This is a genomic window from Amycolatopsis sp. NBC_00438 (assembly GCF_036026695.1).
Classification (GTDB): Bacteria; Actinomycetota; Actinomycetes; order Mycobacteriales; family Pseudonocardiaceae; genus Amycolatopsis.
The window spans coordinates 7729009-7750231 of record NZ_CP107923.1; the positions used below are offsets into that span (position 1 = coordinate 7729009).

Annotated in this window: 21 protein-coding genes, 1 tRNA gene and 1 pseudogene; 14 read left to right on the forward strand and 9 right to left on the reverse strand. The window is 69.2% G+C overall.

Features of this window, described 5'->3' with window-relative positions; genetic code table 11:
* Positions 1 to 12 precede the first annotated feature (12 nt).
* From OG494_RS35080 to OG494_RS35090, 3 genes are read left to right on the forward strand one after another with little or no spacing between them, the layout of a single operon-like run.
* Positions 13 to 210: a helix-turn-helix transcriptional regulator gene (locus tag OG494_RS35080; RefSeq protein WP_328446082.1), complete on the forward strand. Its 198-nt coding sequence runs from the start codon at positions 13 to 15 to the stop codon at positions 208 to 210.
* Positions 210 to 1421, forward strand: coding sequence for a site-specific integrase (locus tag OG494_RS35085; protein ID WP_328446083.1), 1212 nt, complete (start codon positions 210 to 212; stop codon positions 1419 to 1421). The genes OG494_RS35080 and OG494_RS35085 overlap by 1 nt, the downstream gene beginning before the upstream one ends.
* Positions 1422 to 1477: 56 nt before the next feature.
* On the forward strand, positions 1478 to 2533 hold the full coding sequence (locus OG494_RS35090; RefSeq protein WP_328446084.1) for a hypothetical protein: 1056 nt from the start codon (positions 1478 to 1480) through the stop codon (positions 2531 to 2533).
* Between the two features lie 265 nt (positions 2534 to 2798).
* On the opposite strand, the gene OG494_RS35095 is transcribed toward OG494_RS35090, so the two are convergent.
* A tRNA-Lys gene (locus OG494_RS35095) sits at positions 2799 to 2871 on the reverse strand.
* Between the two features lie 107 nt (positions 2872 to 2978).
* Between OG494_RS35095 and OG494_RS35100 the strand changes: the two genes are divergently transcribed.
* Positions 2979 to 3524 (forward strand): AAA family ATPase, encoded by a 546-nt coding sequence (locus OG494_RS35100; RefSeq protein ID WP_328446085.1) that lies wholly within the window; start codon positions 2979 to 2981, stop codon positions 3522 to 3524.
* A gap of 18 nt (positions 3525 to 3542) precedes the next feature.
* On the opposite strand, the gene OG494_RS35105 is transcribed toward OG494_RS35100, so the two are convergent.
* Positions 3543 to 4391, reverse strand: coding sequence for a hypothetical protein (locus tag OG494_RS35105; protein ID WP_328446087.1), 849 nt, complete (start codon positions 4389 to 4391; stop codon positions 3543 to 3545).
* Positions 4392 to 4602: 211 nt separating this feature from the next.
* Between OG494_RS35105 and OG494_RS35110 the strand changes: the two genes are divergently transcribed.
* The gene (locus tag OG494_RS35110; protein WP_328446089.1) at positions 4603 to 5136 is read left to right on the forward strand and encodes a DinB family protein; all 534 of its coding nucleotides are present in this window, start codon (positions 4603 to 4605) and stop codon (positions 5134 to 5136) included.
* A 1-nt stretch (position 5137) separates the two neighbouring features.
* On the opposite strand, the gene OG494_RS35115 is transcribed toward OG494_RS35110, so the two are convergent.
* Positions 5138 to 5770, reverse strand: coding sequence for a TMEM175 family protein (locus tag OG494_RS35115; RefSeq protein ID WP_328446090.1), 633 nt, complete (start codon positions 5768 to 5770; stop codon positions 5138 to 5140).
* Positions 5771 to 5889: 119 nt separating this feature from the next.
* On the opposite strand from OG494_RS35115, the pseudogene OG494_RS48480 reads away from it, so the two are divergent.
* From OG494_RS48480 to OG494_RS35125, 3 genes and pseudogenes are all read left to right on the forward strand, one after another.
* Positions 5890 to 6531: pseudogene (locus OG494_RS48480) on the forward strand (lyase family protein); the annotation flags it as partial.
* 378 nt (positions 6532 to 6909) lie between these two features.
* Complete coding sequence (locus OG494_RS48485) at positions 6910 to 7842, forward strand: lyase family protein (protein ID WP_442874514.1); 933 nt, start codon at positions 6910 to 6912, stop codon at positions 7840 to 7842.
* A 213-nt stretch (positions 7843 to 8055) separates the two neighbouring features.
* Positions 8056 to 9045: an SCO0930 family lipoprotein gene (locus tag OG494_RS35125; protein WP_328446092.1), complete on the forward strand. Its 990-nt coding sequence runs from the start codon at positions 8056 to 8058 to the stop codon at positions 9043 to 9045.
* A gap of 27 nt (positions 9046 to 9072) precedes the next feature.
* Here OG494_RS35125 and OG494_RS35130 read toward each other — a convergent pair whose 3' ends face one another.
* The 3 genes from OG494_RS35130 to OG494_RS35140 all read right to left on the reverse strand — a co-directional run bounded on the left by OG494_RS35130 (position 9073) and on the right by OG494_RS35140 (position 12237).
* Positions 9073 to 9750 carry a DUF4383 domain-containing protein gene (locus OG494_RS35130; protein ID WP_328446095.1) on the reverse strand — a complete coding sequence of 226 codons (678 nt, stop codon included), beginning with the start codon at positions 9748 to 9750 and terminating at the stop codon, positions 9073 to 9075.
* A 167-nt stretch (positions 9751 to 9917) separates the two neighbouring features.
* Complete coding sequence (locus tag OG494_RS35135) at positions 9918 to 11126, reverse strand: alpha/beta hydrolase (protein WP_328446097.1); 1209 nt, start codon at positions 11124 to 11126, stop codon at positions 9918 to 9920.
* A gap of 148 nt (positions 11127 to 11274) precedes the next feature.
* Positions 11275 to 12237, reverse strand: a complete 963-nt coding sequence (locus tag OG494_RS35140) for an alpha/beta hydrolase (RefSeq protein ID WP_328446099.1) — start codon at positions 12235 to 12237, stop codon at positions 11275 to 11277.
* A gap of 159 nt (positions 12238 to 12396) precedes the next feature.
* On the opposite strand from OG494_RS35140, the gene OG494_RS35145 reads away from it, so the two are divergent.
* From OG494_RS35145 to OG494_RS35155, 3 genes are all read left to right on the forward strand, one after another.
* Entirely contained in the window at positions 12397 to 12855 is a 459-nt protein-coding gene (locus OG494_RS35145) for a MarR family winged helix-turn-helix transcriptional regulator (RefSeq protein ID WP_328446101.1), read from the forward strand.
* Between the two features lie 55 nt (positions 12856 to 12910).
* Positions 12911 to 13753, forward strand: coding sequence for an SAM-dependent methyltransferase (locus OG494_RS35150; protein ID WP_328446103.1), 843 nt, complete (start codon positions 12911 to 12913; stop codon positions 13751 to 13753).
* Between the two features lie 85 nt (positions 13754 to 13838).
* The gene (locus tag OG494_RS35155) at positions 13839 to 14303 is read left to right on the forward strand and encodes a hypothetical protein (protein ID WP_328446105.1); all 465 of its coding nucleotides are present in this window, start codon (positions 13839 to 13841) and stop codon (positions 14301 to 14303) included.
* Here OG494_RS35155 and OG494_RS35160 read toward each other — a convergent pair.
* On the reverse strand, positions 14300 to 15229 hold the full coding sequence (locus tag OG494_RS35160) for a patatin-like phospholipase family protein (RefSeq protein WP_328446107.1): 930 nt from the start codon (positions 15227 to 15229) through the stop codon (positions 14300 to 14302). The two genes, OG494_RS35155 and OG494_RS35160, sit on opposite strands and share 4 nt — an antisense overlap.
* A 127-nt stretch (positions 15230 to 15356) precedes the next feature.
* Here OG494_RS35160 and OG494_RS35165 point away from each other — a divergent pair, with 127 nt between their 5' ends.
* From OG494_RS35165 to OG494_RS35175, 3 genes are read left to right on the forward strand one after another with little or no spacing between them, the layout of a single operon-like run.
* On the forward strand, positions 15357 to 15899 hold the full coding sequence (locus OG494_RS35165) for a PadR family transcriptional regulator (protein ID WP_328446109.1): 543 nt from the start codon (positions 15357 to 15359) through the stop codon (positions 15897 to 15899).
* Positions 15899 to 17911, forward strand: a complete 2013-nt coding sequence (locus OG494_RS35170) for an NADPH-dependent 2,4-dienoyl-CoA reductase (RefSeq protein WP_328446111.1) — start codon at positions 15899 to 15901, stop codon at positions 17909 to 17911. Before OG494_RS35165 ends, OG494_RS35170 begins: the two co-directional genes overlap by 1 nt.
* Positions 17912 to 17937: 26 nt before the next feature.
* A complete protein-coding gene (locus OG494_RS35175) occupies positions 17938 to 18915 on the forward strand; it encodes a prephenate dehydrogenase (protein WP_328446113.1) in 978 nt (325 codons plus the stop codon).
* A gap of 64 nt (positions 18916 to 18979) precedes the next feature.
* On the opposite strand, the gene OG494_RS35180 is transcribed toward OG494_RS35175, so the two are convergent.
* Both OG494_RS35180 and OG494_RS35185 read right to left on the reverse strand, forming a co-directional pair.
* A complete protein-coding gene (locus OG494_RS35180) occupies positions 18980 to 19204 on the reverse strand; it encodes an antitoxin (RefSeq protein WP_328446115.1) in 225 nt (74 codons plus the stop codon).
* A gap of 23 nt (positions 19205 to 19227) precedes the next feature.
* A complete protein-coding gene (locus OG494_RS35185; RefSeq protein ID WP_328446117.1) occupies positions 19228 to 21195 on the reverse strand; it encodes an FUSC family protein in 1968 nt (655 codons plus the stop codon).
* Between the last annotated feature and the right edge of the window lie 28 nt (positions 21196 to 21223).

The following is a 21223-nucleotide window of genomic DNA, read 5'->3' on the forward strand; positions in this document are numbered from 1 at the left end:
GAAGGGGGAGGCATGAACAACTTCGCGGGGTTCAGTCGGTTGTGGACGGTTGAGGACGTCTCGAACTACCTCGGCGTCCCGGTGTCGACGCTGTACCAGTGGCGGACCAAGGGATACGGTCCGGCCGGCCGTCGGATTGGCAAGTACGTCCGGTACCGGCCGGAAGACGTCAGTTCGTGGGTCGACCAGCTGTCGGACGAGGTGGCGTGATGCCTCGCCCTCAGCTGGAGATCGGGACGTACGGGGAGATCCGCTATTCGGCAACTGCGAAGGGCTGGCGAGCTCGCGCGCTCTTCCGCGACTTCGACGGCCAGACGCGGGAGGTCGAGCGCTCGGGAAAGACGAAAGGTAAGGCGGCACAACGACTTCGGGACGCGTTCCTCGATTGGACAGGCTCGACGACCGGTGAGATCACCCGCGAGACCCGGCTCAAGGATCTCGCCGACGTGTGGATGGAACAGGTCCGGCAGGACGTCAGGGAGGGCATCAAGTCGCCGACGACCATCAACACGTACGAGTCCATCCTCAAGCGGCACGTGATCCCGGGGACGGGTGAACTACGGGTGCGCGAGGCGACCGTGATGCGGCTGGATCGGTTCCTGGGCGCTCTTCAACGGACCGTCGGGGCGTCGACCGCGAAAACCGCGAGGACGGCGCTGTCGGGGATGCTCGGCCTGGCCGCGCGGTACGACGCGATCGACAGCAACCCGACGCGGGACACGCGGCGCATCCCGAAGAGCAAGAAGAAGCCCCGCGCCCTGGACGCGGAGGAGCGCACGAAGTGGCTGGCCAGGGTCGAGGCCAACGAGAAGGCGCGGCGCTGGGATCTGCCGGATCTCTCGCGCTTCATGATGGCGGCGGGCGTCCGGGTCGGCGAGGCGCTGGCGACGTTCTGGGAAGACGTCGACTTCGTCGAGGGCACGGTAGACATCACGCACACGGTCGTGCGGGTCAAGGGTGAGGGCCTGCTCCGCAAGCCTCGGCCGAAGACGGAGTCGAGCATGCGCGCACTCCCCCTGCCTTCCTGGGCGCTGGCCCTGCTGGAGCGGCGGTGGGCTGAGGCGAAGGCAGATGGCCGGCCACTGGCTAGCCCGGTCTTCGCTAGCACGGTCGGCACGCTGCGGGACCCGAACAACGTCCTGCGGGTGCTCCGTGAAATCCGGGGATCCGATGACTTCCTGTGGCTCACCTCGCACAACTTCCGCAAGACCACGGCGACTGCGCTGGACGACGCGGGCGTCCCGACGCGGCTGATCGCGGACCATCTCGGCCACTCCCGGGTGTCGATGACGCAGGACACCTACCTGGGCCGGAAGACGGTCGACCCAATGACAGCACAGGCTCTAGAAGGTCTCTTGGACGATACGCAGACTTCCCAGGAAGAAAGTATTACTCCTAAGGTAGACTTCCCTCGCAAATAAATTGAATACGGTACAAGACCGTACTAATTGCAGACTTAACAACAAGGAAGATAACTATGACAGATCCCCTATCGGAGAGGATGAATACCATTCAAGCCGTCATCCTAAGGTGCCATGAAGTTCAAGAACTAATCAAGTCATTACCTACTGAAGTTCGTGAACGATATGCGAACGCTTCATCCTTCAACACGCCAGGGGCGATCAAGCGACTTGATTCCACTCTAGCCTCTACCGTTGACCTACTAGCCGACCTTCTTCGAATCAACGATAAGATTCTCGACCATCGAGCAAGCCAAGAGATCGAGGAAAACCTGCGGCTCGTAATTTCCGAGCTTAAAACGTCACTCAACTTTCCGCAGATGTCACTCAACTCTCTTGCCTATCAAACAAACTCCATTTCGGAGATAAAGAGAAACACAGAACTTATTGATTCCGGAACTTCGGAAATACGGGAGCAACAGAAGCTGATCGTCTCAACGTTAGGCGATCTTCGAGATGCACAAAGAGGCGCGGGGCTTGAAACAGTCGAAATAGACGCGACCCTCAAGACGTGGTCCAACGTACTAGAGATCGAAGATCTTCGCTCATCAGCGGAAAGCGCCGGAGAGCAGGTTGAACGCGTCCTAGAAGTTTCTCGTCAAGCTGCCGGCCAAGTTGCAGAGAACACACTCTCTACTCATTTTAAGACGATCGCCGACAGGGAGCGTAAATCTTCGACCATCTTGCGTATAACCGCAGTAGCTTGCCTATTAGTAGCCGCATCGGCTGGCTATCTTCTTTCCAAAGATAAAGCCACGACTGCCATGCTTACCGAACGTCTGTCCGTAGGCATTCCTTTACTCCTCCTCGCTGCATACTTCGCCAGAGAAGCAGCTCACCACAGGAAGGTTTCCCGATGGGCTGAAGAAATCGAAGTAAAGCTTCTAACCATGGACGCCTACATTGAACCGTTAGATAAATCTCAACGAAACGAACTTCGCACGGACTTTGGCAAGCAAATATACCAGATGCCCGAAGGTTCGACACAAGTCCCAGACATCGGACTAGGGGTTCTCGGAGAAGTGAACGGGCTAATCGACCGAGTATCCAAGCGAAAGGAATCACCCAGCTAAGTACGAAGCGTCATTATCCAATCACCGAGTGCAGTACCTGCCACGAAACGCCGAACCTTCGCCGATACCGACGTCCATCGAGGCGTAAGCCACGACACTGGCCATGCCGCGCCGACGACGAGACAGCCAATAGTGAGCCAGCTCACAGACTACCTCTAGCTCCTGGGTCGCACCTAGTTAACGGGTTCGACCCGAACCCGGGGATAACCCGGGGAGCTGATCTTGACCGGTGGCGACCGACAGGCCGCTGACCAGGGAGTTTGAGTGGGCCGCCTGGGGCTCGAACCCAGAACCTACGGATTAAAAGTCCGCAGCTCTACCAATTGAGCTAACGGCCCGTGCTACCAGCTTAGCGGGGCCCGCTCAGCCGCCGTCCGCGGGTGGATCAGGCCGCCGGGAAGGTCAAGACTGGTCTTGGCCGGCGGAGCTGCCCATGATGGCGTCCATGCCTGACAACGCCGGTTCACTGCTGATCCTGACCGGGCCGCCCGGGGCCGGGAAGTCCACCGTCTCTCAGCTGGTCGCCACGGGGGCGGCGCGGCCGACCGTCCACTTGCACACCGACAGCTTCTACGTCTGGATCCGGACCGGGTTCGTGCCGCCGTACCTGCCCGGCGCCGCGCGGCAGAACGAGGTCGTGCTGGGCGTGCTCGCCGATGCCGCGTGCGGCTACGCCCGCGGAGGCTACGACGTCGTCCTCGACGGCATTGTCGGGCCGTGGGCGCTGCAGCCGTTCCGTGACGCCGCGGTGCGGGACGGTCTGGACCTGTTCTACGTCGTGCTGCGGCCGAGCCTCGAAGTGACCCTCGCGCGCGGGACCGCTCGTGAAGGGCGGGAGCTCACCGAGGTCGAGCCCATCAAGGGGATGCACGGCGCGTTCACCGCGCTGGGTGAGCTCGAGCGGTTCGTGCTGGACACTTCGGAGCAGAGCGTCGAGGAGACCGCGTCCGCCGTGCGGCAACGGGGCCGCACGGCGGACTTCGCGCTCTGACGCTCCCTTATGGACGGATCAGCACGTCACGTAGAGACCCGTGTAGGCCGTGCACTTCTTCGACGCCGCGTCGTTGGCCGTGTTCGGGTCGGCCGGGGTGCTCGCCGCGCGCTGGGCCGTGGCCGTGAACGCGCCCCAGGCGAGGATGCCGCCCTCGGACGTGAACTTGGCCGTCGCCGAGGCGCCCGGGGCCAGGGTGCCGATCGTGCAGCTCAGCGTCGCGCCGGTCTTGGTGCAGCCGGTCAACGAGGTGACCGTGCGGTTCGCACCCGGGTTGACCGTCACGCGGACGCCGGTCGCGGAGGCCGGGCCGGTGTTCGACGCCGTGACCACGTAGTCGACGCGGGCGAACACGCCGACGCGCGGGGTGGCCGTCAGCGCGACCTTGACGTCGGCCTTCTGCGCGGCCGTGATCGTGACGGCCGGGCCGTCCTCGACGCCGAACGCGTAGTTGTCGCCCGCGAACTGGTGCTGCAACGTGAACTGGCCGCCGGCGGCGTCGTCCTTGACCTTGAAGGTGAACGTCACCGACCCGCTCTCACCCGGGGCCAGGTCGCCGACGCCGCCGCGGTAGCTGCTGAAGTACGGCGCGCACGGCGCGATCGAACCGGTGCAGGACACCAGGTCCACCAGGTCGACGATCGGCGTTTCCTTGGTGTAGACCGCCGCTTTCGCCCCGGTGACCGTGAAGTCGTTCGGGTTGTAGAGCTGCTCCGTGACCGTGAACGTGTCGCCGGCGTGGAGGCTGGTGTCGCTGACTTCGAGGGCGCTGACGGGCGGGGCCGCGGACGCCACCGCGGGGATCGCCACCAGGGCCGCCGCGGTCAGCGCGGCCAGGACAGCGGTTCTTCGACCGGTTCGCTCCATAGTTCGTTCTCCTGTTTCCGGACCCGAAGGGTGCCGCTCCGACCGGTGGGGACTGGTACTGCGCAGCAGGTGACGAAGATCAGATCGTCGCTCCCGAAGATTCGTTACCGGGTCCGCGAAACCGTGTCTGAACTGGGGTTTTCGGCCGTTGCCCGGTCACCGCCAGCCGCCGCGAACCGAAATTGTCGTACCCTTCTGGCACGCTCCGCACATGACCGAACACATCGTCTACGGGCCCCGGCTCACCGGTGAGCGCGCCGAGCTGACCCAGGTCGCGGGCGAGCTGCAGGCTCTGACCGAGACCGTCGACTACTACCGGCGCACGTTCGAGCTGAAGTGTGCCGGTCTAGCTCCGGCGCAGCTGGCGGAGCGCTCGGTGTCACCGTCGACACTGTCGCTGCACGGGCTGCTGCGGCACCTCACCGGCGTCGAACGGTGGTGGTTCCGGATCCAGTTCGCGGGCGAGGACGTCCCGAACCTCTACACCTCCGACGACGACCCGGACTTCGAGTTCACCGTGCTGGACGGTGACGTCGAGGAGGCATTCGCGTTGTGGCACGCGGAATGCGAGCGGTCACGCGCGATCGTCGCGGCGAGCTCACTGGATTCGACCGGCACCCGGATCAGCACCGGCACGCCGTTCACCCTGCGCTGGCTGATGTTGCGGATGATCGGCGAGTACGCGCGCCACTGTGGACAAGCCGACTTGATCCGCGAACGGGTCGACGGCGTGACGGGCGAGTGAATCAGGCTTTGCGGAACCGAAGGAGGAGACCGGAAACGAGCGGAACGACGATCCAGCAGGCGTAGGCCCACTCCGTGAAGAACGCGACCGGGATCGACACGGCGAAGGCGGCGATCATCACGCCGGCCCCGCGGTAGGTCCTGCCGAAGAGCTCCGGCGGGGTGTCCGCGCGGTGGAGGTGGTGACGCTGGATCTGCCAGACCATCAGGACGAACACCGTCATCGCGATGACCTGCACAAGGGCGTAGAAGACGAAGCGGAATTCGAACGCGCCGTCTTCGCCGATCACCTTCGTGGCGAAAGGCATGATCACCTGCATCAGCAGCCAGGCGAAGCTGAGCCTGATCAGGCCGGAGTTCACGGTGGTGACGTGTTCGAACAGGCGGTGGTGGGCGCGCCAGTGCCCGCCGATGACCGCGAAACTGATCAGGAAGGAGATGTATTCGGACTTGTGATCGCCGAGTGAGTGCAGCAGCTCGGTGCCGGTGAAGCCCTCCGGCAGCGGCAGCTCGAGCGCGAGCAGGGTGATGGCGATGGCCACGACGGCGTCGGAGAAGAAGACGAGCCGCTCGGCGGCGAACAACCGTTCCTGGGATGCGGCGGCGGTGTCTTCGCCGGGTGTGGCGTCGGTCATGGTCGGAAAGGGTGCCAGACGCGATCGGGTGACGGCGGCCGAGGTCGGCCGACGCGCTCGCGCCTCCCGGGGTGGTTGCTCGGCCGGGCGGGAGGCCGGACGCGTGCGATGCTGACGCCATGACCGTCGACCCCGATTCCGGACTGCTGTCCCCGGTGCGGGCCGGGACCCCGGCCGAGACGTCGACCGGTGACGAAGCCTGGCTGCGCGCCATGCTCGACGCCGAAGCCGCGCTGGCGAGAGCGCAGGCCCGGCTCGGCACGGTGCCCTCGGCGGCCGCGGCCGCGATCACCGAGGCGGCGGGCAGTGCGCGGATCGACGTCGTCGAGCTGGCGCGGGGATCGCGGGCGACCGCGAACCCGGTCGTCGGGCTGGTCAAGGCGCTGACGTCGGCGGTCGGGGCGATCGCGCCCGACGCCGCCGAGTACGTGCACCGCGGCTCGACCAGCCAGGACATCTTCGACACGGCGATGATGCTGGTCGCGGACCGGACGCTGCGGCCGCTCGCCGACGACCTCGACGCCACCGCCGAGGCGCTGGCCGGGCTGGCTCGCAAGCACCGGGACACGGTCATGGCCGGCCGCACACTGACGGCCCACGCCGTGCCGACCACGTTCGGGCTCAAGGCCGCGGGCTGGCGGCAGGTGGTGCTGGACGCGGCCGTCCGGGTCCGGCGCGTCCTGGACGGCGGCCTGCCGGTCTCCCTGGGCGGCGCGGCCGGAACGCTGGCGGCGTACGTCGAGTACGCGCGCCTCGCCGACGCCGCGCCGGCTGACGCGGGGCTGACTGACGCAGGGCTGGCTGACGCGGGGCTGACTGACGCAGGGCTGACTGACGCAGGGCTGGCTGACGCGGGGCTGGCTGACGCGGGGCTGACTGACGCAGGGCTGACTGACGCCGCGCTGGCTGACGCAGGGCTGGCTGACGCCGGGTCGGCCGTTGGCGTGCCCACCGACTCCGGGCCGGCCGTTGGCATACCCGCTGATGCCGGGTGGGCCGTTGGCGAACCCGCCGATGCTGGTCCTGCCGTTGCTGAGCCGGATGACGCTGGGCTTGGCAAGGCTGGGCGTCCCGCAGGCGTGCCTGCCTGCTCTGGGCCTGCTGGCGGAGTGGCTGCCAGCGCCGGGTCGGCCGTTGGCGTGCCCGCCGACTCCGGGTCGGCTGACGCTGGACTCGCGGACGCCGGACCTATCGAGCCCGCGGGTGCTGGGCCTGCGGGCGCGGCGACTGCAGACCGTGGGCCGGCGGGCGCAAGGCCGGCCGATGCTGGGTATGCGGAGCGGCTGACCGCGGCGTTTGCCGAGGAGACCGGGCTGGCTGCGCCCGTGCTGCCGTGGCACTCGCTGCGGACGCCCGTCGTGGACCTCGCCGGGGCGCTTGCCTTCGCGGCCGGCGCGCTGGGGAAGCTGGCGGTCGACGTCGAGACGCTTACCCGGACCGAGCTCGGCGAGGTTGCCGAGCCTGTTGCCGATGGGCGGGGTGGGTCGACGGCGATGCCGCACAAGCGGAACCCCGTGCTGGCGACGCTGATCCGGTCGGCCGCGCTGCAGGTGCCGGTGCTGGCTGCCGGTGTCACGCAGTCGATGCTCGCCGAGGATGAGCGTTCGGCTGGGGTTTGGCATGCCGAGTGGCTGCTCGTCCGTGAGTGTCTGCGGTTGACCGGGGGCGCCGCGCACACGGCCGTCGAGCTGGCGCGGGGGCTGATCGTGCAGCCTGGCCGGATGCGGGACAACCTGGCGTCGACGCATGGGCTGATCGTCTCCGAACGGCTTTCGGCTGTGCTTGCGCCGTTGCTCGGGAAGGCCGCCGCCAAGGAGCTGCTCGGTGAGGCGTCCCAGCGGGCGGTGCGTGAGGACCGGCCGCTGCGTGAGGTGCTGGACGAGGTACCCGCCATCACCGGCGTGCTGACCCCGGCAGCGCTCGACGGGCTTCTCGATCCGGCCGGCTACACCGGTGCGGCGCCCGCTCTGGTCGACCGCGCCCTGGGCGACGACAGGGCGGCCGGCACGACAGCCGGCACCACGGCGGACACCACGACCGGCACGACGGCGGGCGAAGCCGCGGGCAGGTAGAGGCCGACACAACTGCGAGCAGCGCCGCGGGCGGGCGGCGAGCAGCAGGTCGCGACGCGTAGTAAAGGCGACCCGCGGCTGGGCTCAGCGCCTCGGCCTGGGCCGGAAGGTCCGCGAAAATACTTTGAACCGCCTTCGCCGAGTGTCCGTGTAGTGGGTATCAGGCAGCCGCACCGAGCGGCGGAAAACCCTACGGACACAAGGAGAACTTCCATGCTTCGCACGCGCATCGCCGTCTCCGTCGCCGCTGCGGCAGCCGGGCTGGCAGTGCTCACCGCTTGCTCGGGCGCCGAAACCGCACAGCCCGTTGTCGCTCCGGCGGCTGCTGGTGGCACTGGCGGCGGCCAGATCGGGAACGCAGCCCCGGCGTCGAACGAGTCGAAACTCGTCGTCGCCGATGTCGCCAACGTGGGCCAGGTCCTCACCGACCAGAACGGCATGACTCTCTACCGGTTCGACAAGGACACGGCGAAGCCGCCGAAGTCCAATTGCGCCGACGACTGCGCCAAGGCCTGGCCGCCGATGCTGGCCAGCGGGGACGTCCAGGTGCAGGGGGTCGACAAGAGCCTCGTCGGGAAGGTGACCCGGGCCGACGGGACCGAGCAGATCACCGTCGGCGGGTGGGCGCTCTACCGCTACGCCAAGGACACCAAGGCCGGTGACGCGACCGGCCAGGGGGTCGGTGGCGCCTGGTACGCCTCGAACGCCAAGGGTGGCAAGGCCGGGCAGGCCGCGACCGGTGGCACCGAAGCCGGCGTCGTCAAGCTCAGCGCCACCAAGATCGACGGCCTCGGTGACGCGATCACCGACCAGAACGGGATGACGCTCTACCTGTTCACCAAGGACACCAAGAAGGCCAAGACCTCCGCCTGCAACGGCGACTGCGCCAAGACCTGGCCCGCGGTCCTGTCGAACGGCAAGGTCGAACTGCAGGGCATCGACTCGAAGCTGCTCGGCAGCATCAAGCGCGCGGACGGCACCGAGCAGGTCACCATCGGCGGCTGGCCCGTCTACACCTTCTCGAAGGACCTGAAGCCGGGCGACGCGAACGGCATGGGCGTCAACGGCACCTGGTTCGTCATCGAGCCCGCCGGCTGCAAGCTCGGCACCAACCCCGCGACCGCCGCCACCAGCCAGGCTCCGGCCAGCAGCGGCGGTACGGGAAGCAGCTCCAACGACTCTTCGGGCGGCTACAGCTACTGAAAGCCCTGACCACCCGAAGGATCTGATCTAGTGCGCGAGGCCCGGCGGACGCTCTTCACGAGCGACTTCCGGGCCTCGTTCCACGTTGTCCCGGCGACGCAGGAACGAGCGGCGACGCGGCTCTTCGGTGTCGGCGACGGCGACGCGGTCGTCGTTCGCGACGTGGTGCTTCTCGGTCACGCGGTCGTTGTCCACCACGCGGTCCGTGCGCTGCTCGACGACGGTCGGCTCGTCGACCACCTCGTCTTCCTCGGGCACGAGAATGGTGCGGCGGGCCGGCAGGACGGCGATCAGCAGACCGAGCGCGGCGACACCGAGGTGCAGCCAGGTGTCGGCCCGGCCGAGGTCCATCGGGTTGCCGGCGGTGGCGAAGGGGTTGTTCGAGATGAGACCGTCGATCATCAGGCCCCAGACGAACAGGGCGCCGTAACCGATGAACAGCAGCCAGCCGAACGTCCGGGCGCGGCCCGAACCGAAGGCGAGCAGCAGACCGACCACGCCGGTGACGACGCGGACGAGGCTGGTCAGGGGGTTGCCGGAGAACCGCCACAACCCGGCGTCGTGGTGACCGGCGAAGTTCCCGACGCCGGTCCTGGTGAATCCGATGATGCCGACGATGATGAACGCGATCCCGGCCAGTCCGGCCAGTACCTGCGCCGGCTGCAGGCCGCGAACCCGGATGCGTGCGCCTTTCGCGTGAGCCATGACTCCAGTCCTTCCCAGCATGTGGTGACGACTGTCACCGCACCCAGGTACCCCGCGACCACTGTGCGCGAAACGAGGCGAAAACCCCCAGACGTCCGATCACTGGCACCACACCGATGACAACGATGTCGGAAATCGCCGGACCGTCCTCAGTGGACGAATAACGGCTACTGGTCGGTGTCGGCCAGCGCGCCGTGCGCGCCCGAGCGCGGCAACGGCCAGGGCTGCACGCCGCCGGTGGTCTCGACCTGTCGGCCGACCGGGCCGGGAGCCGAGCTGTGCGCGCCGATCCACGCGAGGACGTCGGGGATCTGGGACTTGAAGGTGTTCATGTTGTGGCCGGCGTCCGGGATCCGCCACGACGAAAACCGCAGTGGCGGCCGAGCCGCGTTGCGGATCTGGTCGATGGCAAAGCTTTCGTAGCTCTCTTTGTCACCCGCGATGGCCAGGATGTCCACCGGCGACGGGTGCAGGCGCACGTTCAGCCGGACGTTGTTGGCGTCGTTGATGTCCTGCCGGCCGTGGAAGAGGTCCTCGGTCTCGGAATCGACCTGCGCCTTGTCGTAACCGCTGACGCTGACCGCCTGCCCGTACCACTGCGGGTGCCGCGTCACCAGGTTCATCGCGCAGTACCCGCCGGACGACCAGCCCGCGATCGTCCAGGCCCGGCGGTCCGGCGCCGCGCCGAGCTTCTGCAGCGCCCAGTCCCGCAGGTCCGCGGTCAGGTACGTGTCGTTCGCGGTTCCGTTGACCTCGTCGACGCATTCGGTGTCGTGGCCGACCTTCGGGACGCCGGTCGGGTCCGGCACGACCACCACCGTCGGGGTGAGCAAGCGCTTGCCGATCGCCGCGTCCAGCTGCTCCGGCAGGTGGTAGCCCGCGGTCACGACCTCGGGGCCGGACGGGTAGTTCGGGATCCACTCGATCACCGGGAACTTGAGGTCCTTGAAGCCCGCGTCGAAGTACTGCGGCGGCAGGTAGACGGTGACGTCGCGGGTGATCTTGGTCCGGCGCCCGGTCACCTTCATGTGGACGACCGTGCCCTTGCCCTCGCGGGCGTGCGCCACCGCGGTGTCCCGCAGCTTCTCGAGGTCCTCGCCGTTCTGCGCCGCCTCGGCGTCGGTGCCCTGCGCGGAGTAGACGCCGGTGCCGAGCAGCGAGCCGACCGTCGGGAAGAACCCGCCGATCATGTTGCCCGCCATGCCGGCCGAGACGACCAGGAGGACGACCGCGAGCAGGATCGTCGCGCTGCGCCACAGCCGCTTGCGCTTCCAGCGGTCCCAGAACCACGGCACCGCGATGATCGCGAGCAGCGTCAGCACGACCACCACGATCATGTTGACCGGCGAGTCCAGCCGGATGCTGCTGAGGTGCATGGGACGGGTCCTTCCAGGCGGGCAGGAATGCGCGCCCGGAATGCGGGACTCGCGTATATAGCACGTTTGACCCACCACATGCGTTGCGGCCCTGTGAGTTCCGTCATAGGGCCGCAACGCGGTGCTCGCTCAGCGTTCTCTCAGGAATTCACTTCGCGAACGCGCGCGACAGCACCGAGATCGCCTGCGTGATCGCGGCTTCGGCGGCGTGGGTTTCGCGCATCGAGTTCACCATCACGAAGTCGTGGATGATCCCCTGGTACCGCACGGCAGTGACGGGCACACCGGCCTGACGCAGCTTCGCCGCGTACGCCTCGCCTTCGTCGCGAAGGACGTCCGCCTCGCCGGTGATCACGAGGGCCGGCGGCAGTCCGGCGAGCTCTTCGAGGGACGCGCGCAGCGGCGACGCGGTGATCTCCGCGCGCTGGGCGGGGTCCGTCGTGTACTGGTCCCAGAACCACTTCATGCCTTCGCGGCCGAGGAAGTAGCCCTCGGCGAACTTCGTGTACGACTCGGTGTCGAAGTTCGCGTCGGTCACCGGGTAGAAGAGCACCTGCTGCCGGAAGGTGACGTCGCCGCGCTGCTTGGCCAGGATGGTCAGCGCCGCGGTCATGTTCCCGCCGACCGAGTCGCCGGCGACGGCGATGCGCGTGGTGTCGAGCCCCTTCTCGGCGCCGTGCTCGGCGACCCACTTCGCCACGGCGTAGCTCTGCTCGATGGCGACCGGGTATCGCGCCTCCGGTGAGCGGTCGTACTCCGGGAAGACGACGGCGGCACCGGTCCCGGCGGCCAGTTCGCGCACCAGGCGCTGGTGGGTGTGGAAGTCGCCGAAGACCCAGCCCGCGCCGTGGACGTAGACGATCACCGGCAGCGGACCCTCGACACCCGCGGGACGGACGATCCGGGTTTCGACCTCGCCGGTCGGACCGCCCGGCACCCGAAGGACCTCGATTTCGGCGTCGGCCATGGCGATCTCGCCGTCCTGGACGCCGTCGACGGCCTTGCGCCCCTCCTCCGGCGGCAGCTGGAACAGGTACGGCGGCTGGTCGGCGGCCTCGGCGAACGCCTGCGCGGCCGGTTCCAGGGCGATGTGGTGCGGGTTGGCGGTCATGCCTGCCTCCTCGGGGCGGGTGGAGCAACCTGATGGCACAAACGTAGCCCTCAACTGAGTTGTGCACAACTCAATGACACTCAATGAGATCAGGGGCACTTAAGTTGCCGTGCAACACCCGATCGGGGACCATGGAGAGTTACGAGAGAGGAGGCCGCCATGACGGAGAACGGCTCACTTCGGCTGGACGACCAGCTCTGCTTCGGCCTGTACTCGGCGTCCCGCGCGGTGACGTCGCTGTACCGGGTCGTCCTGGCGGAGCTCGACCTGACCTACCCCCAGTACCTCGTGATGCTGGCGCTCTGGGAGCAGGACCACCGCCTGGTCAAGGAGCTCGGCGCCGAACTGAACCTCGACTCGGGCACGCTGTCGCCGCTGCTCAAACGGCTGCACGCGGCCGGGCTCGTCGAGCGCAACCGGCAGGAGGACGACGAGCGCGCCGTCATGGTCAGCCTCAGCGTCGCCGGGAAGGCGCTGCGCGACAAGGCCGTCGGCGTCCCGAACGTGATCGGCGACGCGATGGGCCTCGACGCGGCCGGGCTCGCCCGGATGCGCGGCGAACTCGACCGTTTGACCGCATCCGTGAACGCCTATCGGGAGGCCTTGTCCCCGGCGTGATCACGCTGTCCCCGGCCGTCGTTAGCATGGGCCACGAAGCAGTCAGGGGACGCGAATGATCAACCACGACGACGCGCTCAAAGCCGTCGAGAGCAGTCTCGACCGGCCGTCCGCCGCCCGGATCTACGACTACTTCATCGGCGGGAACACGAACTACGCGATCGACCGCGCGTTCGCCGAGAAGGTCCGCGCCCGGCTGCCGCTCATGGGCGAGTACTGCCTGACCAGCCGCCAGTTCCTCGGCCGCGCCGTGCGCGAGTGCGTGCGTGCCGGCATCCGGCAGTTCGTCGACATCGGTTCCGGGCTGCCCACGGCCGGCAACGTGCACGAAGTCGCCGACGAGACGCGCGAAGAGCTCGACACGCACGTGCTCTACATCGACAACGAGCCCATCGCCCTCGCGCACTCGACGCTGCTGCTCGCCGACACCGCCGACCCGGAGCGCCACCACGCGATCGCCGCGGACTTCCTGCAGCCCGAGGACCTCTGGGCCCGGGTGGGTGCGTCCGCCATCATCGACGTGCGGCAGCCCGTCGCGCTGGTGATCAACGCCGTCATGCACTTCATCAAGGACGACCAGGAGCCCGACCGGCTGCTCGCGTTCTACCGCCGGAAGCTCGCCCCCGGCTCGCTGCTGGTGCTGTCGCAGATGACCAACGAGAACCCGGTCAACGACGACGAGCGGCAGGCACTGATCGACCTGCTCGAGTACTACGAGACCACGACCAACCCGGGTTTCCTGCGGCCGATGGCCGAGTTCGAACGCTTCTTCGGCGGCTGGCCGATGCTGGAGCCCGGGCTCGTCTACGCGCCGGCGTGGCACCCGGACGCGCGGACCGTGTTCGCCGGTTCGCCGTCCGAGTCGCGGGTGATCGGCGGCATCGCCCGCAAGCCCTGATCCACCCGGCTTCCACCCCGGGGTTGACGCTCCGGGGCGCCGACGCGAGCACCGTGGTGCCCACGCACCGCGAAGGGGAACGCTCGTGAACAGCTCGGTCAACATCCTCATCGGACTCGTCGTCCTGGCCTGGATCCTGTGGCGTCAGACGCAGAAGCGCCCGGTCCGGGAGGACCGCAGGCCCACCGTGCTGCTGATCCTGCTGGTGCTCGGGGTGCTCCAGCTGAGCGCGTTCTTCAAGTCCGCGTCGTCGACGGGCCTGGTGATCAGCCTGCTCGTCGGCAGCCTGGTACTGGCCGCGGGGTTCGGCGTGGTCCGCGGGTACACCGTGCGGCTCTGGCGCCAGGACGGGCAGCTGTTCCGCCAGGGCACCTGGCTCACGATCGTGCTGTGGCCGGCCGGCATCGGTGTCCACATCGGACTCGACGCGCTGATCGACAGCAGCGCGAAGGGCCTGGGCACCGCGTCGATCCTGCTCTACCTGGCCGTCTCGCTGGGGGCGCAGCGGCTGGTCGTCCAGTCGCGCGCGCACCACGCCGTGCGCGTCTAAGACGCTTCGCGCAGACCTTCCAGGACGTCGAGGACGGCGCTTTTGCCCAGGTCGACGGCCTTGCGCAGCACCTCGGGATCGCGTTCCAGCACCGCCACGTCCGGCGCGCCCATCGGCGGCCGGACGCTGAGGATGCGCGGGTCGGTCGCGAGGATCTCCTCGTCTTCGACGTCCCGGCGGTAGGTGTCGTGCCAGGCGGTGATGGTGCCCGGCGCCTGGCGGCGCAGGAATCGCGGCACGACGACGTCCTGCACCCGCGGCGGCCGCAGCGGCAGCTCGTCGGCGCGACGGGTGCGCAGCACCAGGACGTCGGTCGCGTCCTGGGCGAGCGCGGTGCGGAACGGGATCGGCTCGGCCACCCCGGCGTCGACGAACCGGCGCCCGGCCATCGGGATCGGCGGCCCGGCCAGCACCGGCATGCAGGACGACGCGGCGAGCGCGACCTTGATCGCGTCGACGTCGTCCAGAAAGGGGTGCAGGTCGGTGGACTCGCCGGTGTCGGCGTCGGTGGCCAGCGGGTGGAACGTCACCGTGTTGGCCAGGATCGCCGGGAAGTCCATCGGCTCCAGCACCGAATAGACCTGGTGGACGAGGTATTCGAGGTCGATCACCGCGCGGCCGCGCAGGGTGTGCAGCGGGTTGATGATCCGCCGCATGACGACCGGATTCCACCAGGTCCGCACGCCCGTCGACGAGCGGCCGCAGAGCAGCCAGGCGCCGTTCAGCGCGCCGGCCGACGAGCCGTAGACGGCGTCGAGCGCGGGGGTGATCCCCAGTTCGTCCAGCGCCAGGACCATGCCGCTCGAATAGGTGCCCCGGCTGCTGCCGCCCTCGATGGCCAGCGCGAGGCGCCGGCCGTCCGTGCGTTCGCCCGGGACACTGCCGGTCGCCAGCCGTTCGGAGATCAGTTCGAGTACCGGGTGCACTCCTCCCATCCTGGTCTTTTACGGCGATTCGTCGACCCGTTTTGAGAACTACGGAGTGCGTCACTCGCGCGGGTGAAGTGATGCGCGCCTCGTTGCACTGCACCTAGTTGCATAGCACCCTCGGAGCATGGCTTTGGAGCACGCGATCCTCGTTTCGCTGTCCGAGCGCGCCGGCTCGGGCTACGAGCTGACGCGCCGGTTCGAGAAGTCGATCGGGCTCTTCTGGAGCGCCACCCACCAGCAGATCTACCGCGTGCTGAAGCGGATGGAAGAGGCCGGCTGGGTCGCTGTCGACGTCGTCGCGCAGTCGGGGCGCCCGGACAAGAAGGTCTACACGGTCAGCGAAAGCGGTCACACCGAACTGGTCCGCTGGCTCGCCGAGCCGGACCCGTCGGCCGGGCCCGTCGAACTCGCGGTCAAGATCCGCGGCGCGAGCTTCGGCGATCCCGGGGCCGTCGCGGCCGAGATCGTCCGGCACCGCGCCGCGCACGCCGAACGCCTCGACGTCTACCGGCAGATCGAGAAGCGCGACTTCCCCGCCCCGGCCGGTCTCGAAGGCCGGCACCTGCACCAGTACCTGGTCCTGCGCGGCGGCATCCGCGTGGAAGAAGGCCAGGTCGAGTGGTTCGACGAAGTTCTCGCTGCTCTCCACCACGAGAAGGACGCGTGATGACCGACTACCCGAACTTGCTGGCCCCGCTGGATCTCGGCTTCACGACGTTGCGCAACCGCGTGCTCATGGGCTCGATGCACACCGGCCTCGAGGACAAGGCCGCGCACTTCCCCGAGCTGGCCGAGTACTACGCCGAGCGCGCCCGCGGTGGGGTCGGGCTGATCGTCACCGGCGGGTTCGCGCCGAACCGCACCGGCTGGCTGCTGCCGCTCGCGTCGAAGCTGACGACGTCCGCCGAGGCGCGGCAGCACCGGCAGCTCACGGCGCCGGTCCACGAGGCCGGCGGCAAGATCGCGCTGCAGATCCTGCACGCGGGCCGCTACGCCTACCACCCGCTCAGCGTGTCCGCGTCGAGCCGCAAGGCGCCGATCAACCCGTTCCGGCCGCGCGCGCTGACCGGTTACGGCGTGCGTCAGCAGATCCGCGCCTTCGCCGACTGCGCCGCTCTCGCGCGCGAAGCGGGCTACGACGGCGTCGAGATCATGGGCTCCGAGGGCTACCTGATCAACCAGTTCCTGGCCGAGCGCACCAACAAGCGCACCGACGCCTGGGGCGGCACGGCCGAGAAGCGCCGCCGGTTCGCCGTCGAGATCGTGCGCCGGACGCGCGAGAAAGTCGGCGACGACTTCGTCATCATCTACCGGCTTTCGATGCTCGACCTCGTGCCGGGCGGCCAGCGGTGGGAGGACGTCGTCGCGCTCGCGAAGGACGTCGAGGCCGCCGGGGCGACGATCATCAACACCGGCATCGGCTGGCACGAGGCCCGGGTGCCGACGATCGTCACGTCGGTGCCGCGCGGCGCGTTCACCTGGGTCACCGGGAAGCTCAAACCGCACGTCGGGATCCCGGTGGTGACGTCGAACCGGATCAACATGCCGCAGGTGGCCGAGGAAGCGCTGGCGAACGGCGACGCCGACCTCGTCTCGATGGCCCGGCCGTTCCTCGCCGACCCGGAGTGGATCCGGAAGGCCGCGAGCGGCCGCGAGGACGAGATCAACACCTGCATCGCCTGCAACCAGGCCTGCCTCGACCACGCCTTCAAGCGCAAGCTCGTGTCCTGCATGGTGAACCCCCGCGCCGGCCACGAAACGACGTTGACGCTCACCCCAACACGGCGCGTCAAGCACATCGCGGTCGTCGGCGCCGGGCCCGCCGGGCTGTCGTCCGCCACCGCGCTCGCCGAACGCGGCCACCGTGTCGAACTGTTCGAAGCGGACGACGAGATCGGCGGCCAGTTCGGCATCGCGCGGAAGATCCCCGGCAAGGAGGAGTTCGCCGAGACGATCCGCTACTACCAGCGGCGCCTCGAGGTGACCGGCGTGAAGCTGCACCTCGGCACGCGCGTCACCGCGGCGGACCTGACCGGCTTCGACGAGGTCGTGGTGGCCACCGGCGTCGCGCCGCGGGTGCCGTCGCTGCCCGGCATCGAGCACCCGAAGGTGCTGTCCTACGTCGACGTCGTCCGGCACGGGAAGCCGGTCGGCGACCGGGTCGCGGTGATCGGCGCGGGTGGGATCGGCGTCGACGTCAGCGAGTTCCTCACGCACCTCGGCTCCCCCGCGCTCGACCTCGACGCGTGGATGACCGAATGGGGCGTCGCCGACCCCGAGCACGCGCCCGGCGGGCTCACCGAGCCGAAGCCCGAGCCGTCACCGCGGCAGGTCTACCTGCTGCAGCGCAAGAAGTCCGGGATCGGTGCCGGGCTCGGCAAGACGTCCGGCTGGGTGCACCGCGCCGCGCTGAAGGCGAAGGGCGTCGAACGGATTCCCGGCGTCACCTACGACCGCGTCGACGACGCCGGCCTGCACATCACCGTGGCCGGCCGGGCGCGGCTGCTGGAAGTCGACACGGTCGTCGTCTGCGCCGGTCAGGAGCCCGTGCGCGACCTCGCCGACGAGCTGACGGCCTCGGGGCTGCCGGTGCACGTGATCGGCGGCGCCGACGTCGCCGCCGAACTCGACGCGAAACGCGCGATCGACCAGGGCACGCGGCTCGCGGCCGCGCTGTAGCCCGGGGAGCCTCCCACACTGGCAGGATGAACCCCGTGCGAGACGTATGCGTGATCGGGCTCGGGCTGATCGGCGGGTCGCTGCTGCGCGCGGCGGCCGCGAGCGGCCGCACGGCGTGGGGAGCGGCGGTTTCCGAAGTGGACGCCGACGCGGCGAGCAGAGCGGGGTTCGACGTCACGACCGACGTCGAGGCCGCGCTGCACCGGGCCGCCGCCGAGGACGCGCTGGTCGTGCTGGCCGTGCCGCTGCCCGCTGTCGAGGACCTGCTGCGCCTGGTCGCCCAGCACGCGTCGCACTGCCTGCTCACCGACGTCACCAGCGTGAAGGCGCCGGTCCTGGACGCCGTCCGCCGCCGGGTGCCGTACACGCGCTACGTCGGCGGGCATCCGATGGCCGGGACGTCCCACTCGGGCTGGCTGGCCAGTGACGCCTCGCTGTTCCGGGGCGCGGCGTGGGTCGTCGCCGTCGAGGACGACACGGACCTCGAAGCCTGGGCCGAGGTGGCGCAGCTGGTGCTCGACCTCGGCGCGCACGTGGTGCCGCTGCCCGCGGAGTCGCACGACGAAGCCGTCGCGCGGATCTCCCACCTGCCGCACCTGTTCGCCGCGATCCTCGCCACGATCGGCGCCGAAGGCGGCCCGCTGGCGATGTCGCTCGCGGCCGGTTCCTACCGCGACGGGACACGCGTCGCGGGCTCGAACCCGCACCTCGTGCGCGCGATGACCGAAGGAAACCGCGACGCGCTGCTCCCGATCGTCGACGAAGCCCTCGGCCGGCTCGGCGCCGCGCGCGGTTCGCTGGCCTCGACCGGCGGCCTGGCGGCCACGATCAACGCGGGACACGAAGGCGCGCAAGCGTTTGCGGCCGGCCTGGACGCCGAGCGGGCGGGCGTCCGGATCAGCCTGGCCGCCCCGGACGCCCGGGACGGCCTGATCGCCCTCGGCGAGCGCGGCGGCCGGATCACCGGCCTCGCGGACGGCGTCGCGACCGGCGAGGTCCAGTAAAAGCCGTGAAGGACTCCTTACCGGCCTTAAGAGCCGGGAAGGAGTCCTTCACGGCTTTCGGGAACTACGGCTGGGTCGGCTGGGCGGGCGGCGGGTTGTCCGGGGTGTTGTCGAACTTGTTGAGGAAGTCCTTGGCCTTCTCGACGCCGCCGTCGATCTGCGAGTCGTGGCCGGCGAACTTCGACTTCGCGAAGTCGGCGGCCTTGTCGAGGCCCTGCTCGATCTTGTCGTTGTGCTCCCGCAAGGCGTCTTCGGCCTTGCCCTTCAACGCGTCGAAGTCGATTCCCATGAGTGCATTGAACAGCACTCATGTCACGTCCGCCTGTGGTAGGGCAAAAACCGCCTGACCAGCCGCAACGGCGTGTGTTCGACCAGGTCCGGCCCGCGGACCGCGTCGAACGCCGACTCCAGCTGGTCGACCACGCCGGCCAGCTGTGCGCTGTCGGGCAGCGGCACCGACTCCGGCGTCCGCTGCTCGCGGATCGACGACGCCAGCTCCTCGATCGCGGTGGTCAGCAGCCCGACGTCCGACGGCGCCGGCGGCGCCACCCCGCGGCCGATCGTGACGCCGACCTCGGTGACGGCGTCCGCGACCCGTTCCTGCGCCGCGATGACCGGCCACCACGCCACCGCCTGGCGGCCGTTGGCCGACGGCTCGACGACGACCTGCTGGAACGCCGTCCGCAGGTCGGCCAGCGCCCGGTAGGCGCCGCGCCGGGCCCGGGACCGCGCCAGCCGCGCGTCCCCCGACGACGCCTCGACCAGGGCGTACTCGACGTACTTCGCGACGGCGTCCAGCCCGTCGGCCAGCCGGCCGCCGACCTGGGGACGCCGGCTTCCCGGCCACAGCAGGTAGCCGAAGACGAGCACGATCACGCAGCCCAGCACCGTGTCGACCAGCCGGGCCACGACGACGTCCCAGCTCGCCGTGTTCGCCAGGTCCATCTGCAGGATGATCAACGGCGTGACGAACGCGCTGAGGATGCCGTAGTTGCGCACCTTCCCGACCGCGACGCCGCCGGCGAAGATCGCGATCAGCGCCACCAGGATCCAGCCGCGCCCGCCCGCGACCAGCACGGCGGCGCCGATCCCGACGCCGACGACCGTGCCGATGCCGCGCAGCACCGCGCGGCCGAAGACCGAGCCGAAGTCCGGCTTGAGCACGATGCCGACGGTCAGGGTGAGCCAGTACGACCGCTCCAGCGGCACGAGCAGGCCGACGACCTCGGCGATCGCGACGCACAGGGTCAGCCGCAGGGCGGCGATCCAGGTCAGCGGGCCGGACGCCAGCGAGCGCCCCCAGTCCCGCAGCCGCCGGTACCAGGGCGCCTGCTCCCGGCGCTTCCGGTCGTCACCCTTCCCGATCCGGATCAGCCCGGCGTACAGGGCGGCCCGCAGCGGGTCGGCGTCGTCCTCGGGCTCCGGTGGCGGTTCCGGCAGCGGCTGGCTCGCCAGCACCGCGGCCGAGAGCGCGACGAAGTGGTCGATGACGTCGCCGGACACCCGGCGGCCGGCGTTGACCAGCGCCACCGACGCCTCGACCGCGGGGGTCGTCGCCGAGAGCAGGTTGAGCAGCTGCCGGTACGCGGCGTCGCGGCCGGACAGCCACGAGCGCGCGGTGAGCAGCTGGTCGTAGGCGGTGTTCATGGCCGTGGTCAGCCGGTGGCGGGCCACCCGCGAGACGGCCTCGTCGGTCGCCGAGAGCATCGCGGCCAGCTCGACGTAGACGTGCGCGACGGCGCCGCGTTCGGCGCTGGTCGCGCGGACCGTCCAGGTGACGAGCGCGACCAGCAGGCTCCACGCGGCACCGACGCAGAAGTAGCCGAACAGGATCTCGACGCGGACGCCGGTCGCGTGCTGGCCGGTGCCGAGCACGCAGAACACGAACATCTGCAGGCCGGCGACCGAGGCGTTGCTGCCGGCCGCGCTGATCAGCGCGGACACCGCGGCGACCAGGATCACCGCGGGCACGGACAGCGCCGGCGTGCCGCCGGTCAGCAGGCCGACGACGTACCCGGCGGTGGCGGCGAGCGTCGCGCCGCCCAGGCGTCGCGCGCGGTAGCGGTACGGGCCCGCGGACTCGGACAGCACGGCGGGCAGCGCGCCGGTCGAGATCAGGGCGCCGACGGCGATGTCACCCGCGGCGAAGCCCACCGCCAGCGGGACGGCGAGGGCGAGCACGGCCCGGGCGACCATGTTCCACGGCACCGGGACCGGTTTGCTCCGCAGCAGCTGGACGAGCCAGTGCGGCGCGGCGATGTCGGGACGCGGCGTGCTCACGCCCCCATCTTGACCTACGCTGCCGGGA

What these genes read in the sequence shown, in the direction of transcription:
- OG494_RS35080 (WP_328446082.1), top strand. Translation starts at nt 13, where the DNA reads ATGAACAACTTCGCGGGGTTCAGTCGGTTGTGGACGGTTGAGGACGTC.
- OG494_RS35085 (WP_328446083.1), top strand. Translation starts at nt 210, where the DNA reads ATGCCTCGCCCTCAGCTGGAGATCGGGACGTACGGGGAGATCCGCTAT.
- OG494_RS35090 (WP_328446084.1), top strand. Translation starts at nt 1,478, where the DNA reads ATGACAGATCCCCTATCGGAGAGGATGAATACCATTCAAGCCGTCATC.
- OG494_RS35100 (WP_328446085.1), top strand. Translation starts at nt 2,979, where the DNA reads ATGCCTGACAACGCCGGTTCACTGCTGATCCTGACCGGGCCGCCCGGG.
- OG494_RS35105 (WP_328446087.1), bottom strand. Translation starts at nt 4,391, where the DNA reads ATGGAGCGAACCGGTCGAAGAACCGCTGTCCTGGCCGCGCTGACCGCG.
- OG494_RS35110 (WP_328446089.1), top strand. Translation starts at nt 4,603, where the DNA reads ATGACCGAACACATCGTCTACGGGCCCCGGCTCACCGGTGAGCGCGCC.
- OG494_RS35115 (WP_328446090.1), bottom strand. Translation starts at nt 5,770, where the DNA reads ATGACCGACGCCACACCCGGCGAAGACACCGCCGCCGCATCCCAGGAA.
- OG494_RS35125 (WP_328446092.1), top strand. Translation starts at nt 8,056, where the DNA reads ATGCTTCGCACGCGCATCGCCGTCTCCGTCGCCGCTGCGGCAGCCGGG.
- OG494_RS35130 (WP_328446095.1), bottom strand. Translation starts at nt 9,750, where the DNA reads ATGGCTCACGCGAAAGGCGCACGCATCCGGGTTCGCGGCCTGCAGCCG.
- OG494_RS35135 (WP_328446097.1), bottom strand. Translation starts at nt 11,126, where the DNA reads ATGCACCTCAGCAGCATCCGGCTGGACTCGCCGGTCAACATGATCGTG.
- OG494_RS35140 (WP_328446099.1), bottom strand. Translation starts at nt 12,237, where the DNA reads ATGACCGCCAACCCGCACCACATCGCCCTGGAACCGGCCGCGCAGGCG.
- OG494_RS35145 (WP_328446101.1), top strand. Translation starts at nt 12,397, where the DNA reads ATGACGGAGAACGGCTCACTTCGGCTGGACGACCAGCTCTGCTTCGGC.
- OG494_RS35150 (WP_328446103.1), top strand. Translation starts at nt 12,911, where the DNA reads ATGATCAACCACGACGACGCGCTCAAAGCCGTCGAGAGCAGTCTCGAC.
- OG494_RS35165 (WP_328446109.1), top strand. Translation starts at nt 15,357, where the DNA reads ATGGCTTTGGAGCACGCGATCCTCGTTTCGCTGTCCGAGCGCGCCGGC.
- OG494_RS35170 (WP_328446111.1), top strand. Translation starts at nt 15,899, where the DNA reads ATGACCGACTACCCGAACTTGCTGGCCCCGCTGGATCTCGGCTTCACG.
- OG494_RS35175 (WP_328446113.1), top strand. Translation starts at nt 17,938, where the DNA reads ATGAACCCCGTGCGAGACGTATGCGTGATCGGGCTCGGGCTGATCGGC.
- OG494_RS35180 (WP_328446115.1), bottom strand. Translation starts at nt 19,204, where the DNA reads ATGGGAATCGACTTCGACGCGTTGAAGGGCAAGGCCGAAGACGCCTTG.